Origin of the sequence: Pseudoalteromonas sp. DSM 26666, assembly GCF_900116475.1 — a bacterium.
Taxonomy (GTDB): Bacteria; Pseudomonadota; Gammaproteobacteria; order Enterobacterales; family Alteromonadaceae; genus Pseudoalteromonas; species Pseudoalteromonas tetraodonis.
Window position 1 is genome coordinate 142,181 of sequence record NZ_FPAR01000003.1, and the last position, 23,735, is coordinate 165,915.

General features: G+C 40.5%; 23 protein-coding genes. 11 read left to right on the plus strand and 12 right to left on the minus strand.

The window, feature by feature from the left end; genetic code table 11:
- The first annotated feature begins 166 nt into the window (after positions 1-166).
- From BM380_RS06830 to gpsA, 4 genes are read left to right on the plus strand one after another with little or no spacing between them, the layout of a single operon-like run.
- On the plus strand, positions 167-598 hold the full coding sequence (locus tag BM380_RS06830) for a rhodanese-like domain-containing protein (protein WP_090493704.1): 432 nt from the start codon (positions 167-169) through the stop codon (positions 596-598).
- A 32-nt stretch (positions 599-630) separates the two neighbouring features.
- Positions 631-888 (plus strand): glutaredoxin 3, encoded by a 258-nt coding sequence (grxC, locus tag BM380_RS06835; RefSeq protein WP_016899746.1) that lies wholly within the window; start codon positions 631-633, stop codon positions 886-888.
- 38 nt (positions 889-926) lie between these two features.
- Complete coding sequence (gene secB / locus BM380_RS06840) at positions 927-1,415, plus strand: protein-export chaperone SecB (RefSeq protein WP_013465945.1); 489 nt, start codon at positions 927-929, stop codon at positions 1,413-1,415.
- Between the two features lie 3 nt (positions 1,416-1,418).
- Complete coding sequence (gpsA, locus tag BM380_RS06845) at positions 1,419-2,426, plus strand: NAD(P)H-dependent glycerol-3-phosphate dehydrogenase (RefSeq protein ID WP_013465944.1); 1,008 nt, start codon at positions 1,419-1,421, stop codon at positions 2,424-2,426.
- A 66-nt stretch (positions 2,427-2,492) separates the two neighbouring features.
- On the opposite strand, the gene trmL is transcribed toward gpsA, so the two are convergent.
- Positions 2,493-2,957 (minus strand): tRNA (uridine(34)/cytosine(34)/5-carboxymethylaminomethyluridine(34)-2'-O)-methyltransferase TrmL, encoded by a 465-nt coding sequence (gene trmL / locus BM380_RS06850; protein WP_013465943.1) that lies wholly within the window; start codon positions 2,955-2,957, stop codon positions 2,493-2,495.
- Between the two features lie 157 nt (positions 2,958-3,114).
- On the opposite strand from trmL, the gene BM380_RS06855 reads away from it, so the two are divergent.
- Entirely contained in the window at positions 3,115-3,945 is an 831-nt protein-coding gene (locus BM380_RS06855; protein ID WP_076916062.1) for a cation diffusion facilitator family transporter, read from the plus strand.
- On the opposite strand, the gene BM380_RS06860 is transcribed toward BM380_RS06855, so the two are convergent.
- The 3 genes from BM380_RS06860 to BM380_RS06870 are packed head-to-tail and all read right to left on the minus strand — an operon-like array spanning position 3,942 to position 6,970.
- Entirely contained in the window at positions 3,942-4,886 is a 945-nt protein-coding gene (locus tag BM380_RS06860; RefSeq protein WP_008114910.1) for an alpha/beta fold hydrolase, read from the minus strand. The two genes, BM380_RS06855 and BM380_RS06860, sit on opposite strands and share 4 nt — an antisense overlap.
- Complete coding sequence (locus tag BM380_RS06865) at positions 4,876-6,303, minus strand: ATP-binding protein (protein WP_033103688.1); 1,428 nt, start codon at positions 6,301-6,303, stop codon at positions 4,876-4,878. The genes BM380_RS06860 and BM380_RS06865 overlap by 11 nt, the downstream gene beginning before the upstream one ends.
- The gene (locus BM380_RS06870; RefSeq protein ID WP_090493706.1) at positions 6,281-6,970 is read right to left on the minus strand and encodes a response regulator; all 690 of its coding nucleotides are present in this window, start codon (positions 6,968-6,970) and stop codon (positions 6,281-6,283) included. The genes BM380_RS06865 and BM380_RS06870 overlap by 23 nt, the downstream gene beginning before the upstream one ends.
- Positions 6,971-7,137: 167 nt before the next feature.
- On the opposite strand from BM380_RS06870, the gene BM380_RS06875 reads away from it, so the two are divergent.
- Entirely contained in the window at positions 7,138-7,626 is a 489-nt protein-coding gene (locus BM380_RS06875; protein WP_016899751.1) for a Spy/CpxP family protein refolding chaperone, read from the plus strand.
- Positions 7,627-7,685: 59 nt separating this feature from the next.
- Here BM380_RS06875 and yacG read toward each other — a convergent pair whose 3' ends face one another.
- The 8 genes from yacG to nadC form a co-directional block, all read right to left on the minus strand.
- Positions 7,686-7,916 carry a DNA gyrase inhibitor YacG gene (gene yacG / locus BM380_RS06880; protein ID WP_008114915.1) on the minus strand — a complete coding sequence of 77 codons (231 nt, stop codon included), beginning with the start codon at positions 7,914-7,916 and terminating at the stop codon, positions 7,686-7,688.
- Between the two features lie 64 nt (positions 7,917-7,980).
- Complete coding sequence (gene pilB / locus BM380_RS06885; RefSeq protein ID WP_064664023.1) at positions 7,981-9,657, minus strand: type IV-A pilus assembly ATPase PilB; 1,677 nt, start codon at positions 9,655-9,657, stop codon at positions 7,981-7,983.
- A 135-nt stretch (positions 9,658-9,792) separates the two neighbouring features.
- Positions 9,793-10,422 (minus strand): dephospho-CoA kinase, encoded by a 630-nt coding sequence (coaE, locus tag BM380_RS06890; RefSeq protein WP_090493708.1) that lies wholly within the window; start codon positions 10,420-10,422, stop codon positions 9,793-9,795.
- A gap of 2 nt (positions 10,423-10,424) precedes the next feature.
- Entirely contained in the window at positions 10,425-11,336 is a 912-nt protein-coding gene (locus BM380_RS06895; protein WP_090493710.1) for a prepilin peptidase, read from the minus strand.
- 224 nt (positions 11,337-11,560) lie between these two features.
- Positions 11,561-12,790 (minus strand): type II secretion system F family protein, encoded by a 1,230-nt coding sequence (locus BM380_RS06900; RefSeq protein ID WP_090493713.1) that lies wholly within the window; start codon positions 12,788-12,790, stop codon positions 11,561-11,563.
- Positions 12,791-12,878: 88 nt separating this feature from the next.
- Positions 12,879-14,222 (minus strand): O-antigen ligase family protein, encoded by a 1,344-nt coding sequence (locus BM380_RS06905; protein ID WP_090493715.1) that lies wholly within the window; start codon positions 14,220-14,222, stop codon positions 12,879-12,881.
- 62 nt (positions 14,223-14,284) lie between these two features.
- Positions 14,285-14,701 (minus strand): pilin, encoded by a 417-nt coding sequence (locus BM380_RS06910; protein ID WP_090493717.1) that lies wholly within the window; start codon positions 14,699-14,701, stop codon positions 14,285-14,287.
- 513 nt (positions 14,702-15,214) lie between these two features.
- Entirely contained in the window at positions 15,215-16,060 is an 846-nt protein-coding gene (nadC, locus tag BM380_RS06915) for a carboxylating nicotinate-nucleotide diphosphorylase (RefSeq protein WP_090493719.1), read from the minus strand.
- Between the two features lie 191 nt (positions 16,061-16,251).
- Between nadC and ampD the strand changes: the two genes are divergently transcribed.
- The 5 genes from ampD (at position 16,252) to aceF (ending at position 23,645) form a co-directional block, all read left to right on the plus strand.
- Positions 16,252-16,797: a 1,6-anhydro-N-acetylmuramyl-L-alanine amidase AmpD gene (ampD, locus tag BM380_RS06920; RefSeq protein ID WP_090493721.1), complete on the plus strand. Its 546-nt coding sequence runs from the start codon at positions 16,252-16,254 to the stop codon at positions 16,795-16,797.
- Between the two features lie 21 nt (positions 16,798-16,818).
- Positions 16,819-17,670: a beta-lactamase regulator AmpE gene (gene ampE / locus BM380_RS06925; RefSeq protein WP_090493723.1), complete on the plus strand. Its 852-nt coding sequence runs from the start codon at positions 16,819-16,821 to the stop codon at positions 17,668-17,670.
- 538 nt (positions 17,671-18,208) lie between these two features.
- On the plus strand, positions 18,209-18,958 hold the full coding sequence (gene pdhR / locus BM380_RS06935) for a pyruvate dehydrogenase complex transcriptional repressor PdhR (protein ID WP_008114937.1): 750 nt from the start codon (positions 18,209-18,211) through the stop codon (positions 18,956-18,958).
- 84 nt (positions 18,959-19,042) lie between these two features.
- Positions 19,043-21,709 (plus strand): pyruvate dehydrogenase (acetyl-transferring), homodimeric type, encoded by a 2,667-nt coding sequence (gene aceE, locus BM380_RS06940; protein ID WP_090493725.1) that lies wholly within the window; start codon positions 19,043-19,045, stop codon positions 21,707-21,709.
- A 10-nt stretch (positions 21,710-21,719) separates the two neighbouring features.
- The gene (gene aceF, locus BM380_RS06945; RefSeq protein WP_090493727.1) at positions 21,720-23,645 is read left to right on the plus strand and encodes a pyruvate dehydrogenase complex dihydrolipoyllysine-residue acetyltransferase; all 1,926 of its coding nucleotides are present in this window, start codon (positions 21,720-21,722) and stop codon (positions 23,643-23,645) included.
- The last annotated feature ends 90 nt before the right edge of the window (positions 23,646-23,735 follow it).

Consider the following 23,735-nt stretch of genomic DNA (forward strand, 5'->3'; position numbering starts at 1 on the left):
GCTTGTGGGGTAAGTTAAGCCTATCTTGTAGGTTAAAATTCAGAGTAGCCTAACAGCGCTCTAAATTGATTTGCTGATGAGTGACTGCTCATTGTGCAAGTGCAATTGGTAGAATTAAAATATCTAAAACACCCGTTTTAGTATGTAACTTTATAGTGGAAGTCGAATGGATCAATATATTGAATTTGTCTCAAACCATCCAATTCTAAGCCTAGCTTGGGTTGCGATTGCGTTTCTTATTATTAGTGGCGCAATAAAAAGTAAATTTTCAGCAATTCGTCAAATCAATCCTCAGCAGTTAACGTTACTTATTAACCGCGAAGACGGCCAGGTTGTTGATATGCGTGGGCAAAAAGAGTTTAAAACCGGCCATATTGCCGGTGCTGTGCACTTAAACCCAGAAAAAGCTAAAGAATCTGATTTCTCAACCCTTGAAAAGTATAAGAGCAAACCCACTATAGTGGTATGTGCTGCAGGCATGACTGCCTCAGGTGTTGCAACCGCAATGCATAAAGCAGGCTATGAACAGGTTTATGTTTTATCTGGCGGTATGGGTGCGTGGCAATCAGCAAGTCTGCCAACAACAAGCGGTCGCTAATATCTCTTAGCTAAACCGATTAAGGATTAATTATGAGTAACGTTGTTTTATACACCAAAGGATATTGTCCTTTTTGTCATCGCGCATTAGCGCTGTTAGACAGCAAAGGTGTAAAATACACAAATATTGATATTGGCGTTCAGCCAGAGCTTCGCGATGAAATGATCGCCAAAGCCGGTGGCGCAAGCACGGTTCCACAAATTTTTATCAACGATGAACACATCGGTGGCTGTGACGACATGATGGCACTAGAAGCGCAAGGTCACCTTGATGCTAAGCTCAGTGCTTAATTTAATTAATTATAATAAATAACAGGTTAGGAATAACAATGAACGAACAAAATCAAAACGCAGCAGCAGAAGCTGATGCAGGTGCACAGTTTACTATTCAACGTATTTATACTAAAGATGTATCGTTTGAAACGCCAAATTCGCCAGCTATTTTTCAAAAAGAGTGGGCTCCAGAAGTAAAATTAGATTTAGATACGCGCTCTAACAAGCTTGATGAAGGTGTTTACGAAGTTGTGCTTGCACTAACTGTAACGGCATCTATCGGTGAAGAAACTGCGTTTTTATGTGAAATTCAACAAGCAGGTATCTTTACTATTGCTGACGTTGAAGAAATGCAATTAGCGCACATGCTAGGTGCATTTTGCCCTAACGTGTTATTCCCATATGCACGTGAAGCGGTATCTAACTTAGTAAATCGTGGTACGTTCCCACAACTTAATCTTGCGCCAGTTAACTTTGACGCATTATTTGCACAGTACATGCAGCAACGCACAGCGCAAGCTGAGCAGGCTACAGCAGACGCTTAATTTATGAATACAGCCACATCAGCTGTTACTGTTTTAGGGGCGGGGTCGTATGGCACCGCCCTTGCTATTTGTTTAGCCCGAAATGGTCACAAGGTGACTTTATGGGGACGCAATAGCCAAGACGTTGCGACGCTTGCAGCTGAGCGAAAAAATCAACGTTACTTACCTGATATTCCTTTTCCTGACACCTTAATCCTTGAAGCAGATTTACAGCGTGCAACGCAAAGTAGCGATATTGTTTTGGTTGTTGTGCCAAGCCACGCATTTGCTGACACATTAAAGCAAATCAAACCTGCTTTGCGCCCAAATGCAAAAATAGCATGGGCCACCAAAGGGCTAGAGCCAAATACTGGGCGTTTGTTACAAGAAGTGGCAGTGCAAGAGCTAGGTGAAGAGGTGCCATTAGCGGTGCTTTCAGGGCCAACCTTTGCCAAAGAAATGGCGATGGGATCACCAACTGCAATTTCGGTGTCATCAACATCATCGGCATTTGCTAAACAAATAGCCGATTTATTGCATTGCGGGCGCTCGTTTAGGGTGTATAACAATGATGATTTTATTGGTATACAGCTCGGTGGTGCGGTTAAAAACGTGATTGCCATTGGTGCGGGAATTTCTGATGGAGTGGGGTTTGGTGCAAATGCTCGTACCGCGCTTATTACTCGTGGTTTAGCAGAGTTGTCGCGTTTAGGGTGTGCACTGGGTGCAAAACCTGAAACCTTTATGGGCATGGCTGGGTTAGGTGATTTAATTCTGACCTGTACCGATAACCAATCGCGCAATCGCCGTTTTGGTTTAGCCTTAGGCAAAGGTGAGAGTGTTGATGATGCCATTGCATCAATCGGCCAAGTGGTTGAAGGCTTTAGAAATACCAAAGAAGTGTACTTACTAGCTCAACGCGCTGGTGTTGAAATGCCAATTACCGAGCAAATATACAAAGTACTCTATGAAAATAAAGACATGAAAGCAGCTGCTATGGCGTTATTAGGTCGTGAACAAAAGTCAGAATAAATGCTTCACTATTCTTTAAAAATTAAAAAACCGACATAATGTCGGTTTTTTATTATTGGTAAATAATTACTGCGCGTTTACAAAGCCAAGCTGGCGCCAAGATTCATACACAAACACAGCTACTGCATTAGACAGATTCATACTGCGACTATCGGCTTGCATAGGTATACGCACGCGTTGCTCGTTTGGCAGTGCTTGAATCATGTCATCAGGTAAGCCTCGGGTTTCTGGTCCGAATACTAAGCAATCACCCGCTTCATACTGTGCTTGGTGATGAAATTGGCTACCTTTAGTGGTGCAAGCATACACTTTTTTAGGTTGGCACTTTTCTAAGTAAGCATCAAATGAGGCATGGCGTTGTACATGGCTAAATTCGTGATAGTCAAGTCCAGCGCGTTTTACACGTTTGTCATCCCACTCAAACCCTAACGGTTCAATTAAATGCAATGAATAGCCAGTATTGGCACATAAACGAATGATATTCCCGGTGTTAGGCGGAATTTCAGGTTGGTATAAAACAATATCCAGCACAATAAGCCCTATAAAATCTTTAATTTGACTGACTCAGTATACACGAACAATGAATAAAAAATGATATACTACAAACATTAAATACATCTTACACTTGGACAGATACGTGCATAATCGCAGTTATGAATTTTGGGTCAAAGCTTCAAGCATAGTGACCATGGTCATGGTGAGCCTAATGATTGCGACCAAAGCATGGGCTTGGCTGGCGTCGGGTTCGGCGTCGATGCTTGGCTCACTCACTGATTCATTAATGGATATTACCGCGACGCTAATGAGCTTTTTAGTTTTATCGTATGCACTGCGTCCTGCGGATGATGACCACCGGTTTGGTCACGGTAAAGCGGAGGCGCTTGCAGGGTTAGGCCAAGCTGCATTTATTGCGGGCTCGGGCTGTTTATTAATGTTTCACGGTATCGAGCGATTAATAAACCCAGTAGAGCTTTCGCACTCATTATTAGGTGTATGGGTGAGTATTTTTGCCATTGCTTGTACTTTGGTAATTGTATTTGTGCAAAATAAAGTCGTGAAGCACACAGAATCAATCGCTATAAAAGCCGACTCCGTTCACTACAAGGGCGATTTAATTTTAAATGCGGCGGTATTGCTTGCTATTTTACTCGCCTATTATGGCGTACTGTATGCCGACCCATTGTTTGCTATCGGTGTGGCAGGTTATTTATTGTATAACAGTTGGGATATAGCAACCGAAAGTGCCTCGCATTTAATGGACAAAGAGCTACCCGATGAAGAAAAGCAAAGTATTTTTGAAATAGCGCGTAACCATAATGATGTTTATGGGGTGCACGGTATTCGCACTCGACAGGGCGGTAAAGTTAAGTTTATTCAACTGCATTTAGAGCTTGATGACAATTTACCGCTTATTCGTGCCCATAAAGTGGCAGATGAAGTGGAGCTGATGATCACTCAGCAATTTGAATCTGAAGTTGATATTTTGATTCACCTAGATCCGCTGTCGCTTAGTAGTTAACCTATTGAATCACAAAATTTATAAAGACTTGTTAGCAATGGTTGGCGAATTTCGTCCCGCTCAAAAAATAGCTCGTGCTTAGCCCCTTTAAACTGCTTTATTAGGGTGTTTTTATGTCGGCTTGCAAGCTTATGCTGAGCTTGGTTATCAACCACTTCGTCATTTTCTGCGCTGGCTATAAATAACGGGGTTGTTATGGATAGTTTATCGAGCGCTTTAATAAATGAAAAAACAGTATGCAGCCAGCCATAGGTAACACCGCCTAATTGTAATAGTGGCGTTTGCTGATAAGTTGCCCTAAATTGATCATAGCGTATTTGGCTACTGGTTAAAGTGTTAAGCGCAAACTCTTCAGGTGTATAATCGCTTTGTCCTAACGCATAACACCCTGAGAACCCTAATAATGACGCACTGGCGGCGATAAACTGTGCTACGGGTTTTGGTATTCCTTTAGTATGAATATCAAACATGGGCGCAGATAAAAACGCCCCACTAAAGTCATGTGAGTAACGTGCTAAGTAATCAAACGCAATAGCGCCGCCCATTGAATGGCTAAGCAGTAGTTTTTTACCTTGCCAATGCTGCTTTACCACCTCAAGATTGAATTGATTGAGATCGTGACTGTAATCTTCAAATTGTTTGACATAGCCTTTATGAGGGTTTTTTAATAACCGATAAGAGCGCCCTTGGCCTTGGTGATCAACAATAAAAACAGCAAAATTATTACAATAAAGCTCCCAAAGCAGCTCTTTGTATTTATCGAGTCCTTCAATGCGCCCAGAACTAATAACAATGGCAGTGTGAGCCTGTTTAGGCTTAGCGTAAGCATAAAATAATTTACCGGCAGCCGTGCTTAAATAGGCTTTTTTGAGTGTATTAGTATAAAACTCATTAATGGCAGGCAGGTTATTTTCAAGCTCGCTTTCATTGCTATAAAACATGGTCTCTCTTTTGTATTGGTAAGCTTATCTCAACGCATAGCCCGCCAGCGTCCTTATTTGATAAAGCTAAATTTCCGCCGTGGGCAATCACCGCATTTTTTGCAATGGCTAAACCCAGCCCAGTGCCGCCGCTGACTCGGTCGCGGGCGTCTGATTGCCTAAAAAATGGCTCACATAGTTTATCAAGTTGCGCTGCGGGAACGCCAGGGCCGTCATCACATATTTGTATAGTGATGATATCACTGTGTTTTAAGGTGATGCTAATAGTATGTTGTGCGTATTTAATTGCATTACGTAAAATATTTTCTAGAGCACTGGCAATCAGCATTTCGTCGCACTCTATATTTACCTCAGCATCACCTTGAATATGCAGCGTTTTATTGTGCTGTTTTGCTTCAAACTGAGCATCGTTAATCACATGGTCAACAATAACTTGTAACGACTGCGCTTGCAGTGATAAAGGTTGGCTATTGGCTTCTAAGCGCGATACCTGCAATACATCGGCTATCATTTTATCAAGTTGATTTGCTTCTTTTTCAATACGCAATAAATACGATTGGCTGGCCTCACTCGCTTGCATTTGCGCCAGCCCTGTGGCCATTTTTAAGCGTGTTAGTGGGGAGCGCAATTCATGGGATATATCGGCAAGTAAACGCTTTTGAGCGCTAAGTAGTTGCTCTAATTGATCTGCCATACGGTTAAAATCGCGTCCTAAAACTCCAAGCTCATCTTTTCGTTGACTATTTATTGCCGCGCGCGCACTTAAATCGCCATTTGAGAGCCTAATTGCAGCTTGTTTTAAGCTATTTATAGGGGCAATTAAGTTACGACTAAATAAAAAGCTTAATGTAAGTGAGGCGATAATGGCGATAGAAATTTTTAACCAAACCGGCAACAATCTTAAGCGAATAAAGAGCGGTCGCTGTTGATTTATATCGATTTCATATAACTCAAATTCGCCTTCAGGTACTCGAATGCGCACAGGGCCAAAAGCTTGGTAGTATTCAGTAAAAATAACTTGTGGAGGCATCCCCTTGCTAAAGTTAAGTAAGCTTAAATCAATATTGTTCTCAACATCTTTACTGATCAAAACCTCATCGCTGTTTTGTGAATTTAAATAAAGTAATTTACGTTTAGTTAAACGCGGATGAGTAATAATGTCATTAATAGATCGCTTGTGTTTATGTGCGCTGCGCTCGATAGCTCGTGCTAGGTATTCTAGGTTTTTCTGCATTGGTCCTTGCAGTGGGTCATGGCTAATAGCATTGATCAGCGAAATATTACTTAAGAAAAATAGCGCAGTAAAAGTGCCAATGATCGTTAGCCAAAACCAAGCAAAGACTTTAAAAAACAAATAATGTCGAGGGTGTCTTAACCAGCTAAAACGCGTTAATTTACTCTCCTTGGATAAAGACATAACCCGTCCCTCGAATAGTTTTAATTTTTTCACCCGCGATATGCTCGGCTATTTTTTTTCGAATATTACTCACATGCATATCAATAGAGCGATCAAATGACGCTAAACGCCGTCCTAGTACCTCTTCGCTTATTTGCTCTTTGCTTATAACATCAGGGGCGTGTTTTACTAATAAAGCCAATATTTCGTATTCGGTACCCGTAAGCGTGAGTATGGTGTTATTTACACTGGCTTCACGCGTGGCAAAGTTAATAGTAATACCGTTTAAAGAGAGCTTTTTATTATTGTTATTGCTTACACTATTAATGTGTTCAATACGGCGAGTAATGGCTTTAACGCGGGCAAGGAGTTCGCGGTGGTTAAACGGTTTTGGGATGTAGTCATCAGCGCCGAGCTCTAAACCAAAAATACGGTCAAAGTCTTCACCTTTAGCGGTCAACATAATTACCGGCGTTAATTTACTTTGCCTCAGTTGTTTGAGTACTTCAAAGCCATCTATAGAGGGCAACATAACATCAAGTAATATAAGCGCGTAATCGTTTTGTAAAGCAAGCTCTAAGCCTTGTTGGCCATCATGTGCGGTTTGTATGCTAAAGCCTTGTGCGCTCAGATACTCGCTTAATAGCTCACATAAACCGGTGTCATCATCAATCATTAATAGTTTCATACATTAAGCCTTACGCGCTGTTTTATGATTTTATTTTACGCGTTTAATGTACTAAAAGTTAGTCTTTACATAACCTTTACACTGCTTTGCGTTACTTTGCATTGAGCCGGTTATAGTGAACACACTGGCTAGCAGCCAACAACCAACTCAATATTAAGGTGATGATTATGACTAAGATAAACACGCTATCAAAATTAGTACTTATATGTGGCTTAACAGCAGCAACGCTCAGTGCGGGCAGCGCACTTGCAAAAGGTGATGGCCATAAACAAGGCCACTCTCAAGCACGCTTTTTACTCTCTGAGCGAGCAGCAGATAAACTGGCGCTTACTGAAGATCAACAAACACAACTAAAAGCGATTTTTGAAACACAAAAAACACAGCTCCAAGCACTAAGAGGGGCTAATAAAGAAGCCCGTAAAGCAATACGTGAAGCGTATAAAGAAAAAAAAGAGGTGTTATTATCAGCATCTACATTTGATGAAAACGCAGCCAAAGAGCTACTTGGCGAGCGCCAAGTAAAAGCTGAGCAAATGGGATTAATTAAACTTAAAACGCAACATCAAATTTGGCAGGTCTTAAATGCTGAGCAACGTGAACAGCTTGAAAAAATGCAACAACGTAAAGATAAAAAGCATCGCAAACAAAGAGCATAACGCTTTCAAGTAAAGCAAAAAGCCAGCTTTTAGCTGGCTTTTGTTTTTAAGTCGTTTTATTACTTAAAAAAGTCATCTTCGTTTTTTGCCATCATTGCTTCAATATCTTCAATCATGTCTTGGCTGAACTCATCTGCAGATGTAATCGGCGCTGAAATTTTATTATTTTCAAACGACCATTCACCTAAATCAATAAGTTGGCAACGTTTTGAACAAAAAGGGCGATTCGGACTTTGTTCTGACCATTCTACTTTTGCTTTACAGGTTGGGCAGTTAACCACTGTTGGCATAATTTACTCTCACATTAATATAGGCTTTGCGACTCAATTTATAATAAACAGCTAAGCTTTCTATTTAAAAACTAGTGACACGATTAATCTCAGCAAGTGAGGTCACACCCTCTGCGGCTTTACGAATACCCGATAAACGCAAATTGTTATATCCTGCTTTAAGTGATACCTCAGCAATTTCTAATGAGTTACCGCCGCGCATTATAATTTGGGCAATTTCAGGCGTAATTTTCATTACTTCGTAAATACCAACACGGCCTTTGTAGCCATCGGTACAGTTTTCACAGCCTTTAGGTGCGTATAAAACCATGTCTTGAATTTGTTGTTCACTAAAGCCTTGGCGTATAAGCTCTTCGCGAGGTAACTGCTCTGGTGTTTTACATTTAGAGCATAATCTTCGGGCTAAACGCTGAGCTATAATTAAACTAATAGAACTGGCCACATTATACGCGGGTACACCCATATTTAACAAACGAGTAATCGTTTCTGGCGCTGAATTGGTATGCAGTGTTGAGAGCACCAAGTGACCTGTTTGCGCCGCTTTAATTGATATTTCTGCAGTTTCTAAATCACGTATTTCACCCACCATCACCACATCGGGATCTTGACGTAAAAACGCCCGCAGTGCATTAGCAAAAGTCATATCTGCTTTAGTATTTATTTGTACTTGGTTAACCCCTTCGAGGTTAATTTCTACCGGATCTTCAGCGGTACTAATATTCCGCTCCGGCTGATTGAGTATATTTAAGCCCGTATACAAAGAAACCGTTTTACCTGAACCGGTTGGGCCGGTAACCAAAATCATTCCTTGCGGTTGCTCTAGTGCATCGAGGTATAGTTTTTTCTGTTCGGGTTCATAGCCTAATACATCAATACCTAGCATGGCACTGGATGAATCAAGAATACGCATTACAATTTTTTCGCCCCACAAAGTTGGCATGGTACTAACACGAAAATCAATACTTTTACGCTCTGTTACCTTAAGCTTTATACGGCCATCTTGTGGCTTACGCTTTTCTGCAATATCCAGTCGCGACATTACTTTTATTCGCGCCGATAGCTTACTGGCCAATGTATTTGGCGGGCTGGCTACTTCGTGCAAAATACCATCAATGCGAAAGCGAATACGGTATTTGTGTTCATAAGGTTCAAAGTGTAAATCTGAGGCGCCTTTTTTTATTGCATCCATTAAAATTTTATTAATGTAGACAATTATTGGGGCGTCGTCTTTGTCATCGTCTTTAGGAGTGTGTTCTTTGTGCTGCTCAGAATCGAGTTCAGCAAACTCTTTAAATTCGTCTTCACTTAAATTTAAACTGCCAGTGGCATCGAGTAATTGCTCAATTTTGTTATCGAGCTGGACGTAGTCAACCACAACTACTTCGCACGATAAACCCGTGCTAAATTCAAAGTTTTCGAAGGCACCATAATCGGTAGGATCTGAGGCGGCAATATACACTTTTCTGCCTTTTTGTACCAAAGGCAAAATATGGTGTTTGCGGATCAGTTTTTCTTTAACCAGCTCAGCTGATATTTGTGCAACATTAAAATCTTTTAAATCAAAAAAAGGCACTCTAAATAAATCAATGCATTGCTCAGCTAAATCTTTACTGTCTATTTTTCCACATTTAGAGATAAGCTCTGCAGTTGACGCAAAATCTTGCTGCCGTGTTTTTACGGTATCAGTATCAACCCGGCCGAGGGTAATAAATTTTCTTAATAACGGTGAGTTAATATTCATTGCGCACCTGATTTTATCCTTCTTTAGTCAGCAATTTATCAGAAAAAAAGAAAGGAATACATTAATCGTACCAATGCAGCAGATAATTTACTGATAAAAATATCAGTTTATTGCGCTGCGATTGGGTTAATTTATTTATATTGTAGACTTAGCTTGCTGTAAATAATAATTATGCAGTTTAAGTAAGCCTTGTTTTACATCGCTTAGGTCGCGGTTATTATTTAAAATATCATCCGCTTTTTGTTGTTTATGCTCTCGAGACATTTGTGCGTCAATAATTTGCTCTGCTTGTTCAATGCTTATATTGTCGCGCTGTGTAGTACGTGCAATTTGCACCTCTTTGGGAACATCTATTAGCAAAGTACGATGACAGTAGCCATCAAGCCCATTTTCAAATAATAGTGGGGCAACTAACACCACGTAGTCGCTTTGCGCGTTTTTTAAATCAATAATAAGCTGAGTGCGTATTAATGGGTGCAGCAGGGCATTGAGCCATGTTTTTTGCTCAGGGTTACTAAAAATGCGCGCTCTTAGCTCGCTGCGATTTAAAGCGCCATGTTCATCGAGTATATCATTGCCAAAATGCGCAATAATCGCTTTTAGGCCATCAGTGCCAGGTTCAACCACTTGGCGAGCCACTAAATCTGCATCCACAATAGTAATGCCTAGCTCTGCCAACATATCGCTAACTGCGGTTTTACCACAGCCAATCCCGCCAGTTAGTCCCAATACCCAGTTATTTTTATGATGTTGTGTATTGCTCATAGTTAGTAGCCAATAAAATTAAAATAGCTGTTTTGCAGTTGCGTTCCCCATAGCATAGTGATCCAGCCGGCTATTGCTAAGTAAGGGCCAAAAGGAATGGGCGTTGCTTTGTCTTTACCTTGAATACTCAGTAGAGCAATGCCAATTACAGCGCCAACTACGCTTGAGAGCAAAATAATGGTCAATAACGATTGCCAACCCAGTATGGCTCCAAATACGGCAAGTAATTTAAAGTCGCCATAGCCCATGCCTTCTTTACCGGTTATTAATTTAAACAACCAAAACACACTCCATAAGCTTAAATAGCCACATGCTGCGCCAATAATGGCATCGCTAGGGGCAATGGTATAACCCATAACTGAGGCGATTAACGCTAACCATAAAAGTGGCAAAGTAAGCTGGTCCGGCAGTAGCATGTGATCAATATCAATAAAAGTCAGTGCTACCAACGCCCAAGTAACTACAATGTACAATAAAGCCTGCTCTGTTGCGCCAAAGGTGTAGGCAACCACTAAACTTAAAATAGCGGTAATGGCCTCAACGAGAGGGTAACGTACTGATATTGGGTTGTTACAGATTGCGCATTTACCTTTTAATAATAACCAGCTAATTATAGGGATATTTTGCCACGGTTTAATCGCCGCTTTGCACTTTGGGCAGCATGAATTGGGTTTAACTAAGTTAAACGTGTCAGTAGTGTATTCAGAGGTCTGTTTAGCCTTTGGGCAGGTTAGTTCATCGGCTAATAATAAGCGGCATTCAGTTTGCCATTCTTTTTGCATCATCAGCGGTAAGCGATAAATCACCACATTTAAAAAGCTACCAATACATAAACTCACCAGTCCAATAGTGGTTAAGTAAAACCATAAATGGTTTTGCATCGCGGCGGTGATATCAATAAAAAGACTTTGCATTTATTTTACCTAAAACTAAATTCTGTGTTGATAATACAGTGGTTTTATATAAGTGCAAAGTTAGGTTCAAGGTTCAAGCAACGGGCTACGAGTTGCGGGGAATCACCGCGTTTTAATTGTTCTGTAGGCGGGGCTTTATACCGCGCACTTTAGTTGCGGGCAACGGGCTTCGGGTAACGGGCCTAGAAACTCGAAGCTCGAAGCTCGAAGCTCGAAGCTCGAAGCTAAATAACTGAACCTAGTTGGAATATAGGTAAGTACATGGCGACAATTAAGCCACCGACTAATACACCGAGCACTGCCATTATTAACGGCTCAAGTAAGCTAGATAGGCCATCTACGGCGTCATCTACTTCTTGCTCGTAGATAGTGGCAACTTTTGCCAGCATGCCATCAAGCGATCCTGACTCTTCACCAATGGCGACCATTTGTATCACCATATCGGGGAATATTTTAGAGTTGCGCATCGCCCAGTTCATTTGATTACCTGAACTCACCTCGGCTTTTATTTCTAAAATAGCATAACGGTAAACTGCGTTACCTGAGGCTCCAGCTGCAGAATCAAGCGCATCTACCAGCGGTACACCCGCAGCAAAGGTGGTCGATAAAGTACGCGCATAGCGCGCCACGGCGGCTTTATTTAAAATCATGCCTATGACAGGTAGTTTGAGTATGGCGCGGTCAGTGGCATCTCTGAGTGCTAAACTCCTTAGTGACGCTTCTTTAAATATATAGCCAAATGCCATTACAGCGATAAGCATCATCCACCAATAGGCTTGCATAAATTCAGAAATGGCGATTACAAATAAAGTAAAAGCAGGGAGCTCTGCACCAAAGCCGGAAAAAATATCTTGAAATTGCGGCACTACAAAAATCAATAAGATGGAAGTTACAATTCCAGCAATTACTAATACTGACATTGGATAAAACATGGCTTTTTTGATTTTTGATTTAAGCGCTTCTGATTTTTCTTTATAAAGAGCAACGCGGTCAAATATTTTATCTAGTGCACCCGATTGCTCGCCTGAGGCCACTAAATCGCAATATAAATCATCAAAATAACGCGGGTATTTTCTAAGTGCGTTAGAAAGCGGCAACCCAGCTTTTACTTCATCGCCAATAGCACTCATGAGCTTACTCACGCTTTTATTGGTGGAGCCTGAAGCTATCATCTCTATGGATTGAATTAGCGGCACACCCGCCATCAACATAGTGGCTATTTGTCGGGTCACTAAAGCAATATCTTTAGGGGTTATTTTTTGTACGCTTTTTATACCAAACAGGGGTTTGGCTTTACGCTTTACTTTTGAGGGGGTAATACCTTGTTTGCGTAGCTGGGCTTTAACTAAAGCGATACTTGAGCCTGAAAGTTCACCTTCAAGTTTTTTCCCACGGGCGCTTACACCTACCCATTGAAAGGTATCAAGGCCTTTCTCTTCTTGTTTTTTTGCCATTAGAGAGCACCCAATTCTAATCAGGTTAAAGGTTTGTAGTTGTAAGCATAACTTAAACTAATGACTCTTGGTAGAAAATATGTTTCTATTAGAAACGTTGGCCAACAGACCAAAATCGGGGCCCATAAATATAGCCTTTATCAGGATCTATATTGTTATAAATATTCAGAGCTTTTTGCAAATAGAAAAAATATGCAACTATAAATAAGCTTACCAGGATAAATTTTAAATATTTATTAATATAGATAGGGGTTTGATTCTGAATATTCACTCTGCCTAACAATAGCCCCCACACAATAAATAATAATGTTTGTGAAACAGGCATTACGTGTACACCTGAAAACAGCGAATAGGTCATACCTATAATAAACGAATAAAAAATACTCTCGGTAATTATATCATTTTTGTGTTTTTTAAGATGTGTGATTGCTTTTTTCAATGTTGTGAGTATCACCGCTATACTACTGACAAATGCAACACTACCCCACTCATTTAAAATTTCAACTAACGAGTTGTGTGGGTGGCTAAATGGCGCTACATTTCCAAGTGACATTTCAAATACTCCAGGACCATTGCCTATTAGCAAGTGTTTTAAAGTTAAGCTTGATAGAGTATTACACCATAAATCAATGCGACCAGATGAGTTTGTTCGGAGTATTTCAGCTCCACTTTGGTTTAGTGAATCGAGTGCATAAAAACTAATATAACTTATAACTAGGCAGATTAATCCAATAAGTATTTGCTTTTTCATTGTGGTTTTTAGTGCAAGAGCAAACATAGAGAAGATTAAGAAAGAGAGTAAAGCGCCGCGAGCTTGACCAATAAAGATTAGTAATAAGTTCAAAAATAAAATAATGAATACGATGCGTTGGATGCTCTTAAATTTTAGAAGTAATACTAAAAAGGGAAGGATAAAGACCTGTACTTGGTTAAAAAATCTAATGTTGATGAAGCCAGAATATATTATGTATGGGTTTAAAGGTTGCTGTTCAGAAAGTGTAAATACTATATTGAGCAGACATATCAAAACCAAGCTTGTGTGAGTTATTAATAATGTATAAATGATAAATAAAATAGATCTCTTATCATTTATGGTACTGATGTAGCACATAGCTATAATAAGTAGGCTTATATGAAATGTATAAAAAGAACTAAAGCTTCGTTCCATATTTAATAATGATGATAAGTATCCAAAAAAAAGAAAGATTAAAAAAAACACACAATTTTTTTTATTTAATGAAGATTTAAAAGTAGATTTTTTGTTTGTAAAAAAAAACGTGGTCACTAGTAGGCTTATGCTAATTAAGAAAGCTACTTGGATTATTCGTTGGTGGTTATGATAATCGTAGGACACTATAGGTACTATAGGTACAAGTGTGAGCAGAAAAAATAAATTAATGGGCAGCGTTCTTATTATATTTTCTGTCATCATAGATGTTAACTTTTAAGTATTAAAAAGCGCCAATTCAGGCGCTTTTTAAAAGCAGTAACTTGCTAAGATTGTGGACAGCTTTTGGGTGCTAAGGTTTTGTCACCTGTAATACCTGTAGTCGCACAAGACCAACCACCAGTTGATGTGCGAGTCCATTTTATTTTTGCGCCTTGAACTTGAGTTGGGGCATTTACAATTGAGCACTCTATGCCGGTTGCATCAGTTTGTATAGTACAGTTTTTCGTCGAACCAGATAAGCCTACAAGATCATTTGTAGGAGTCTCGCCATTGTTAGAAGCAACTTCAAACCCCGTTCTACCTGCTGATATCTCAGCTAAACCAGCTGTTAGTTTAGATGAAGCTTGATAATCAGAATAAGCAGGCAGTGCTACTGCTGCTAAAATACCGATGATTGCTACTACAATCATTAATTCAATTAGGGTGAAACCCTTTTGGTTTTGTTGTGTCATTGTTTGCATGTTTCCTCTCCTAAAGGATAATGTTGTGGTAAGCCAAACGGGTATAAGTTTATAAACTGTAACTTATGTTGTTTACTTAACCTGTTACTACAAAAATAAAATCATTTTGCCAAATTTAGTGCTGTGTCTAAGCGGTAAAATATTGGCCGCAAAGATATCGCACTGCATGACGGTTATTCGTTAATTTGTCCCTTACTCGAGCATAAATCTAACTATTAAAAGTTAGTTATAGCCCGCGTAAGTTACAAGCTAATTATAAAAATAAACCTTATCGCTTATTTTTACTCTGTCCCTTATAAATACCTTTTCACTCTTTATAACTAATTAAATATTTAAAACTAGTCAATATGAACGAGTCTAACACTGTTTATTGCGCTTTTGTATGTAAAAACTTTATAAAAAACGCATTAATTTAATAACTTGTTACAAATAATCCTTTTGAATTATTTAATGCCCTTTTTTAAAAGCTGTCAATCAATTAGCGCAAGAATATATAAATAGTTTTTAAATTATTTATTCAAATCGCATCGATAAATCGATTGATTGTAAATTTTTTGTAAGCGCACCACTTGAGATAAAGTCTACGCCTGCTTGCGAGTAGGCTTTTAGTGTTTCTAGGGTCATATTGCCCGACACTTCAAGTTTAGCGCGCTTATTTGTAATGCTAACTGCTTGGCGTATTTGCTCTGGATTAAAATTATCTAACATAATAATGTCGGCACCTGCGTTAATGGCTTGCTCTAGCTCATCAAACGATTCAACTTCAACCTCTATAGGTTTATCGGCATGATTTAGCTTAGCTTGAGCTACTGCGTTATTAATTCCTCCACAGGCTGCTATGTGGTTTTCTTTAATTAAAAACGCATCAAACAAACCAATTCGATGGTTTGCACCGCCGCCACATTTAACTGCATACTTTTGTAGCGCTCTAAGTCCTGGAATAGTTTTACGGGTATCGAGTAGTTGCGTGCTAGTTCCACTTAACTCTTTTACATAGTGCGCTGTAGTTGTGGCCGTACCAGAAAGCGTTTGTACAAAGTTAAGTGCGGTGCGCTCGGCTGTTAAAATAGCGCGAGCAGAACCTGATGCGGTAAATAAAGTGCTATTGGCACTGACAAAGTCGCCGTCGTTCACGCATATATTTACAACCACGCTTGGGTCGACTTGTTTAAACACTTCAATGATTAGGTCTTTACCACAAAAGATGCAGTCTTCACGGGTGATCACTTTCGCATGGGCTTGCTCAGCTTGAGGAATAAGCTGTGCGGTAATATCGCCTTGTTCAGCGCTTTGGTAATTTAGATCTTCATCAAGTGCTAAGGTAACAAGTTGACTAATTAGGGTATGCGAAATAGACATGAAAAAGCTCATAATAGATAATAAATTAACTAAATTTTACTCTGTTTAATTACTAAATAGAAGCAGCTAACAACTAAACTAATCAGCCAGCGCTTAATTTACACGTTAATCATATTTTATCGTTTAGTATTACGCTATCTTTATAGGGTTAAATCTATTAGCATCTTGATATACATCAATTTTGGTTAGTTATGAAAATAGATTCTTTAGGCGTTATAAATAATATTAGCCAGCGGGCGTGTAGCCACTTTGACGAGCGACCTGCTCAGTGCGATATTTCGCTGTTGGTTATTCATAATATTTCATTGCCCGCAGGGCAGTTTAACACTCCGTATGTTGATGATTTATTTATGGGGTGTATTGATTGTAATGCACATTCTAGCTTTAGTGACCTAGAGGGGCTTAAGGTGTCAGCGCATTGTTTTATTAAGCGCTGCGGCGAAGTTATACAGTATGTGCCTTTTGAAAAACGTGCATGGCATGCGGGGCGCTCCTGCTTTGCTGGGCAACAAAATTGTAATGATTTTAGTATAGGTATAGAGCTTGAAGGCACAGATACCATTAACTATACCGATGCGCAATATCGAAGTTTAGCTGCATTGGCGCAGGCTATTATGCAGTGCTATCCAAAAATAACAGCCAGTAATATAGTTGGGCATTGCGATATAGCCCCTGGGCGAAAAACCGACCCTGGAGCGAGTTTTAACTGGCGTAAGTTTTTTAACCTAATTGAATAACTAAGTTAAGCGAGTAACAACATGATTTTGGTTTCAATAATAATTGCACTGATACTTGAGCGTTTAGGTGCTCGCTCTGCGCATTGGCAAATGAGTTATTACGCTAATGGCTACTTAACTCGCTCTGTTAATTTATTGACCAATAAAGGTTTATTTGGCACTGCAACAGGGTTTTTAATTTGGTTATTACTGCCTGTGATTGCCGTAGGGTGTGTGTATTTTTTATCTGACTTTGCACTTTGGCAGCTTGTTTTTAATGTGGCGGTGTTACTCGTTTGTTTTGGTTGTGCTAAGCAACGCGCTTTGTATAAGTCGTATTTAAATGCACTGACCCGAGGGGATCAAACCGCTGCGTCTTTGTATGCTTTGCAATTAGGGCAAAAACGCACCCAAGAGCAACAAGGCGGCGAAACCTTAGGGCAAACGCTGGCTTGGGTTAACTTTCGATTTTATTGTGCGGTTATATTTTGGTTTGTGGTATTGGGCGTTGCTGGTGCTGTTTTTTATGCATTAGTACGTACCTTTGCCGACTTAGTCAGTGACAACCGCGATGAAGTCATTGCTAAGCATTTTAAACTCCTCCACCGTTTATTGTTTTGGCTTGATTGGCTCCCTGCGCGTATTACCAGTTTTGGCTATTTAGTGATTGGTAACTTTAATAAAGGGACTAGCTGTTGGTTACATTACGTGTTTGACTTTTCAAGTCCTAATCGCAAGGTGATTACTTATACGGCGCTAGCGGCTGAACAAGTTGAAGAGCGCTACTATGGTTGCACCTTTGAGGCCACCTGCATGATCAAACTGGTTAAGCGAAATGTACTTTTTTATTTAGTATTAATTGCCTTAATGACTTTATTTGGTGGTTTAAGTTAAAGAGCAGGGGTTAGGTTCTAGGTATTAGTTGGCGGGCTACGAGCAATGAGCAACGGGGAACGGGGAACGGGGAACGGGCTTAAAACCTTTGATCTTTAACCTAGACTCTAAATATGCGGGAGATAAACTCTCGATTACAATAAAATAAGGGTATGTTTGTATGAGGCGCTACGTTTTATCCTACTGCCGAACCCCGAACCCCGAACCCCGAACCCCGAACCCCGAACCCCGAACCCCGAACCCCGAACCCCGAACCCCGAACCCCGAACCCCGAAAATCTAAATTAGCTGGTCTGACCATTTGTTTTTCATATTATTAACCTTTCTTTATCCTCTGCATTCTGTGTATTATTTGAACTTTGTTTAAATTACGTTACGCTGGCCTTAGGGCTTTAAAACTGCTGTAAATTGACAGTAATTACGGTTTTTGATAACGTATGGCAAAATTTGGTATGACCAATTTACCTTTTGGTTAGGTCATTCAGTTAAAAGCCTTATTTAATGGGCTGCTAGCACTTATACAACGCGGACGTTGATTGATGTCTTTAAAAATTAAAGCGGCAAAATTATCTGATGTTATTTTACAACAACTTGAGAACATGATTCTTGAGGGGTCGTTAGCACCAGGAGAAAAGTTACCACCGGAGCGTGAACTCGCTAAGCAATTTGAAGTGTCGCGTCCGTCGTTGCGTGAAGCCATTCAAAAGCTTGAGGCAAAAGGGCTCGTAACCCGTCGTCAAGGTGGTGGAACGTATGTAAAAAATCAATTGGAGGAGGGGCTGACTGATCCGTTGTTTGATTTGATCAGTAAACACCCCGAATCGCAATTTGATTTATTAGAATTTCGTCATGCGCTAGAGGGAATTGCGGCTTATTACGCAGCACTTCGCGGAACAAGTAACGATTTTGCAAAAGTAAAACAGAGCTTTGATCAGATTGCATTAGCTAAAGATGAATTAAAGCAAAAAGCCAAAGCGATTAATGACTTTCATTTTTGCATCGCTGAGGCGTCTCATAACGTAGTGTTACTACATTTAGTAAGAGGGATGCAAAGCTTACTTGAGCAGAATGTTTTACAAAATTTAACGGTGTTACTTAAAAAGTCAGATATAAGCAGCCAATTAGCCGAGCATAGACGCTTATTAATGGATGCAGTGATTGACGGTAATCCTGAACAAGCTCGCTTAGCGAGTAATGCGCATTTAGCCTATATTGAAGAAGCATTGCTTGAAGCGGGTAAAGAGCACTCGCGAATTGAACGTAGTTTGAGACGCACCAAACAAAATTAAGCAAGTACATTCACTGTTAACTTGAGTTAACAGTGAAGTATTCAATACATAAAATTAGTATTTTAAACATAAGGAAACCTCCATATGTCTGAAGTCAATAAAATTGACGTAGACGCGCTAGAAACACAAGAGTGGTTACAAGCTCTTGAATCAGTTGTGCGCGAAGAAGGTGTTGAACGAGCTCAGTTTTTACTTGAGCAAGTGTTAGAGCAAGCCCGCTTAGACGGTGTTGATATGCCAACTGGCATTAACACAAACTACGTTAATACGATCCCGGTTGATCAAGAACCTGCCTACCCTGGTGATGTAAATCTTGAGCGCCGTATTCGTTCAATTATTCGTTGGAACGCGATTATGATTGTATTGCGTGCATCGAAAAAAGATCTCGACTTAGGCGGCCATATGGCGTCTTACCAATCGTCTGCTGCATTTTATGAAGTATGTTTTAACCATTTCTTTAAAGCGCCAAATGATGTTGATGGTGGTGATTTAGTTTATTACCAAGGTCATATTTCTCCGGGTATTTATGCGCGTGCATTTGTTGAAGGGCGTTTAAGTGCCGAACAGCTTGATAATTTCCGTCAGGAAGTAGATGGTAAAGGCTTACCTTCTTACCCTCACCCTAAATTAATGCCAGAGTTTTGGCAGTTCCCAACGGTATCTATGGGCTTAGGTCCAATTTCTTCAATTTACCAAGCACGTTTCTTAAAATACTTAGATGGCCGTGGCTTAAAAGACACTAAAAACCAACGTGTATACGCGTTTTTAGGTGACGGTGAAATGGATGAGCCAGAATCACGTGGTGCTATCTCTTTCGCTGCACGTGAAAAGCTGGACAACTTATGTTACTTAGTTAACTGTAATTTACAGCGCCTAGACGGCCCAGTAATGGGTAACGGTAAAATCATTCAAGAGCTAGAAGGGCTATTTAAAGGCGCTGGCTGGAATGTTATTAAACTTGTTTGGGGCAGCGGTTGGGATATTCTCCTTGCTAAAGACACCACAGGTAAATTACTGCAACTAATGAACGAAACTGTTGATGGCGATTACCAAACATATAAAGCAAAAGATGGCGCGTACGTACGTGAACATTTCTTTGGTCGTTACCCTGAAACTGCAGCACTTGTTGCTGATATGACGGATGACGAAATTTTTGCGCTTAAGCGTGGTGGTCACGAATCTTCAAAACTTTATGCCGCATTTAAAAAGGCAGAAGAGACGAAAGGTCGTCCAACAGTGATCCTAGCTAAAACTGTAAAAGGTTACGGCATGGGTGAAGCAGCTGAAGGTAAAAACATTGCGCACCAAGTTAAGAAAATGGATATGTCGCATGTGGCTCACTTACGCTCACGCTTAGGCTTAGATGACTTAGTATCGGAAGAGCAATTAAAAGAGCTACCTTACTTAGAGCTTGAAAAAGATTCTCCAGAGTACAAGTATCTACATGCTCGTCGTGATGCATTACAAGGTTACACACCAACACGTATTGCTAAGTTCTCTGAAAAGTTACAGTTGCCAGAAGTTGACGCATTCAAGCCATTACTTGAAGAACAAAAGCGTGATATTTCTACCACTATGGGCTTTGTACGTGCTCTTAATATTTTATTAAAAGATAAAGGCATTGGTAAAAACATTGTGCCTATTATTGCCGATGAAGCACGTACCTTTGGTATGGAAGGTTTATTCCGTCAAATCGGTATTTACAACCCACATGGCCAAAATTACACCCCTCAAGACCGTGATATTGTTTCTTACTACAAAGAAGCAACCTCAGGTCAAGTACTACAAGAAGGGATTAACGAGCTAGGTGCAATGTCGTCATGGGTTGCTGCTGCAACATCTTACAGCACCAACGACTTACCGATGATCCCATTCTACATTTACTACTCTATGTTTGGTTTCCAACGTGTTGGTGACATGGCGTGGATGGCAGGAGATCAACAAGCACGTGGTTTCTTATTAGGTGCTACGGCGGGTCGTACAACGCTAAATGGCGAAGGCTTACAGCACGAAGATGGCCACAGCCACATTCTTGCAAACACGGTACCTAACTGTATTTCTTACGATCCTACTTATGCATTTGAAGTAGCGGTTATTGTGCAAGACGGTATTCGTCGTATGTACGGTGAAGATCAAGAAAACATTTACTACTACCTAACGTTAATGAACGAAAACTACCATCAGCCAGCAATGCCAGAAGGCGCTGAAGAAGGTATTCGTAAAGGTATTTACAAGCTTGAAAGCTACGAAGGCAAAAAAGCCAACGTACAGCTATTAAGCTCAGGTACTATCATGACTGAAGTGCGTAAAGCGGCGGCAATTTTAAGCGAAGAGTTTGGTATTGCGTCTGATGTTTACTCTGTAACTTCATTTAATGAACTTACCCGTGATGGACAAGATGTTGAACGTTTCAACATGCTTAACCCAGAAAGCGAGCAAAAAACAGCTTACATTACAAGCGTATTAAACGATTCAGTCACTGTTGCTGCAACGGATTACATGAAAAACTACGCAGAGCAAGCACGTTCATTTATCCCAAGCAGTAACTACAAAGTATTGGGTACAGATGGTTACGGTCGTTCAGACAGCCGTGAAAACCTACGTCGTCACTTTGAAGTTAACGCAAGCTACGTGGTAGTTGCGACATTATCTGAACTTGCTAAACGTGGTGAAGTTGAAAAGTCAGTGGTTGTTGAAGCAATTAAAAAGTTCAACATCGACACGAACAAACTAAATCCACTGTACGCATAAGAGGTTTGCAATGAGTATTGAAATTAAAGTACCTGATATCGGTGGCGATGAAGTAGAAGTAACCGAAATACTAGTGAGCGTTGGCGATAAAGTTGAAGTTGACCAATCACTATTAAGTGTTGAAGGCGATAAAGCTGCGATGGAAGTACCTGCTGAACAAGCGGGTACGGTAAAAGAAATTAAAGTAAATGTGGGCGATACAGTAACCACAGGCAGTTTAGTGTTCATCTTTGAAGGTGAAGCGCAAAACCCTGCTGCTGACTCTAAAGAAGCTGAAAAAACCGAGGAAGCAGCACCGGCTGCGTCATCGGGCTCGTCAACCAAAGAAGTGACTGTGCCAGATATTGGCGATGACGAAGTTGAAGTGACTGAAGTGATGGTTGCGGTTGGCGATAGCGTAGAAGAAGAGCAATCTATCTTAAACGTTGAAGGCGATAAAGCCGCCATGGAAGTACCTGCACCCTTTGCTGGCACTGTAAAAGAAATTAAAGTAAATACTGGTGACAAAGTGAAAACGGGCTCATTAGTGTTTGTTTTTGAAGTCGCTGGTGGTGGTAACGAAACTGCACCTGCAAGTGATTCAAAAACGCAAGAGAAGCCTGCTGAAAAAGCTGCTTCATCTAAAGCGTCAGAATCAAGCACAAAAGAAGTTAGCGTACCGGATATTGGTGATGACGAAGTTGAAGTAACAGAAGTCATGGTTGCGGTTGGCGATAGCGTAGAAGAAGAGCAATCTATCTTAAACGTTGAGGGCGATAAAGCTGCTATGGAAGTACCGGCGCCGTTTGCTGGTACTGTAAAAGAAATTAAAGTGGCAACAGGCGATAAAGTTAAAACGGGTTCCCTGATTTTTGTATTTGAAGTGGCGGGTAGTGCACCAAGTGACGCGCCTGCAAAACAAGACGAGCCAAAGGCTGAATCTAAGCCAGCGGCTCAAGCAGAGTCAAAACCAACTGCTGCGCCTGAAAAAGCAAGTGCTGAGAGCTTTGAAAACAACAGCGCTTATGCTCATGCATCGCCAGTGGTTCGTCGTTTAGCACGTGAGTTTGGTATTAACCTTGCGAACGTAAAAGGCACAGGTCGTAAAAACCGTGTTGTTAAAGAAGACGTGCAAAACTATGTTAAGCAACTGGTTAAGCAAGTTGAATCTGGTCAAGTACCTGCAGCTAAAGGCAATGCCGGTGGCGGTGAGCTTGGATTAATTCCGTGGCCAAAAGTTGATTTTGCTAAGTTTGGTGAAATTGAAGAGAAAAAACTCTCTCGTATTCAAAAGCTATCAGGTAAAAACTTACACCGTAACTGGGTACAAATTCCACATGTTACCCAGTTTGATGAAGCGGATATCACTAGCCTTGAGCAGTTCCGTAAAGAGCAAAACGCGCTTAACGAGAAGAAAAAGCTGGGTGTTAAAATTACGCCACTCGTGTTTGTAATGAAAGCAGCAGCTAAAGCGCTTGCTGAGTTTCCGACATTTAACTCATCACTTTCTGAGGATGGCGAAAGCTTAATCCTTAAAAAGTACATCAATATTGGTGTAGCGGTTGATACGCCTAATGGCTTGGTTGTGCCAGTATTTAAAGATGTTGATAAAAAAGGCATTATTGAACTCTCTCGTGAACTAATGGAAGTATCTGTTAAAGCACGTGATGGCAAGTTAAGTTCATCAGATATGCAAGGTGGTTGTTTTACTATTTCAAGCCTAGGTGGTATTGGTGGTACGGCATTTACGCCGATTGTGAATGCACCAGAGGTGGCAATTTTAGGTGTGTCTAAATCTGAAATGAAGCCTAAGTGGAATGGTAAAGAGTTTGAGCCTAAGCTAATGGTTCCACTTTCAATGTCTTACGACCATAGAGTGATTGACGGTGCACTTGCTGCACGCTTTACTGTTACTCTTGCAAGTTACATGAGTGATATACGCCAGTTAGTGATGTGATCACTACAGAGTGAGTAAAATCAAATCCCAGCCAGTTGTTTTTAGCTGGGATTTTTATCATTTGCAATGATACAATATTTGCACAAATGC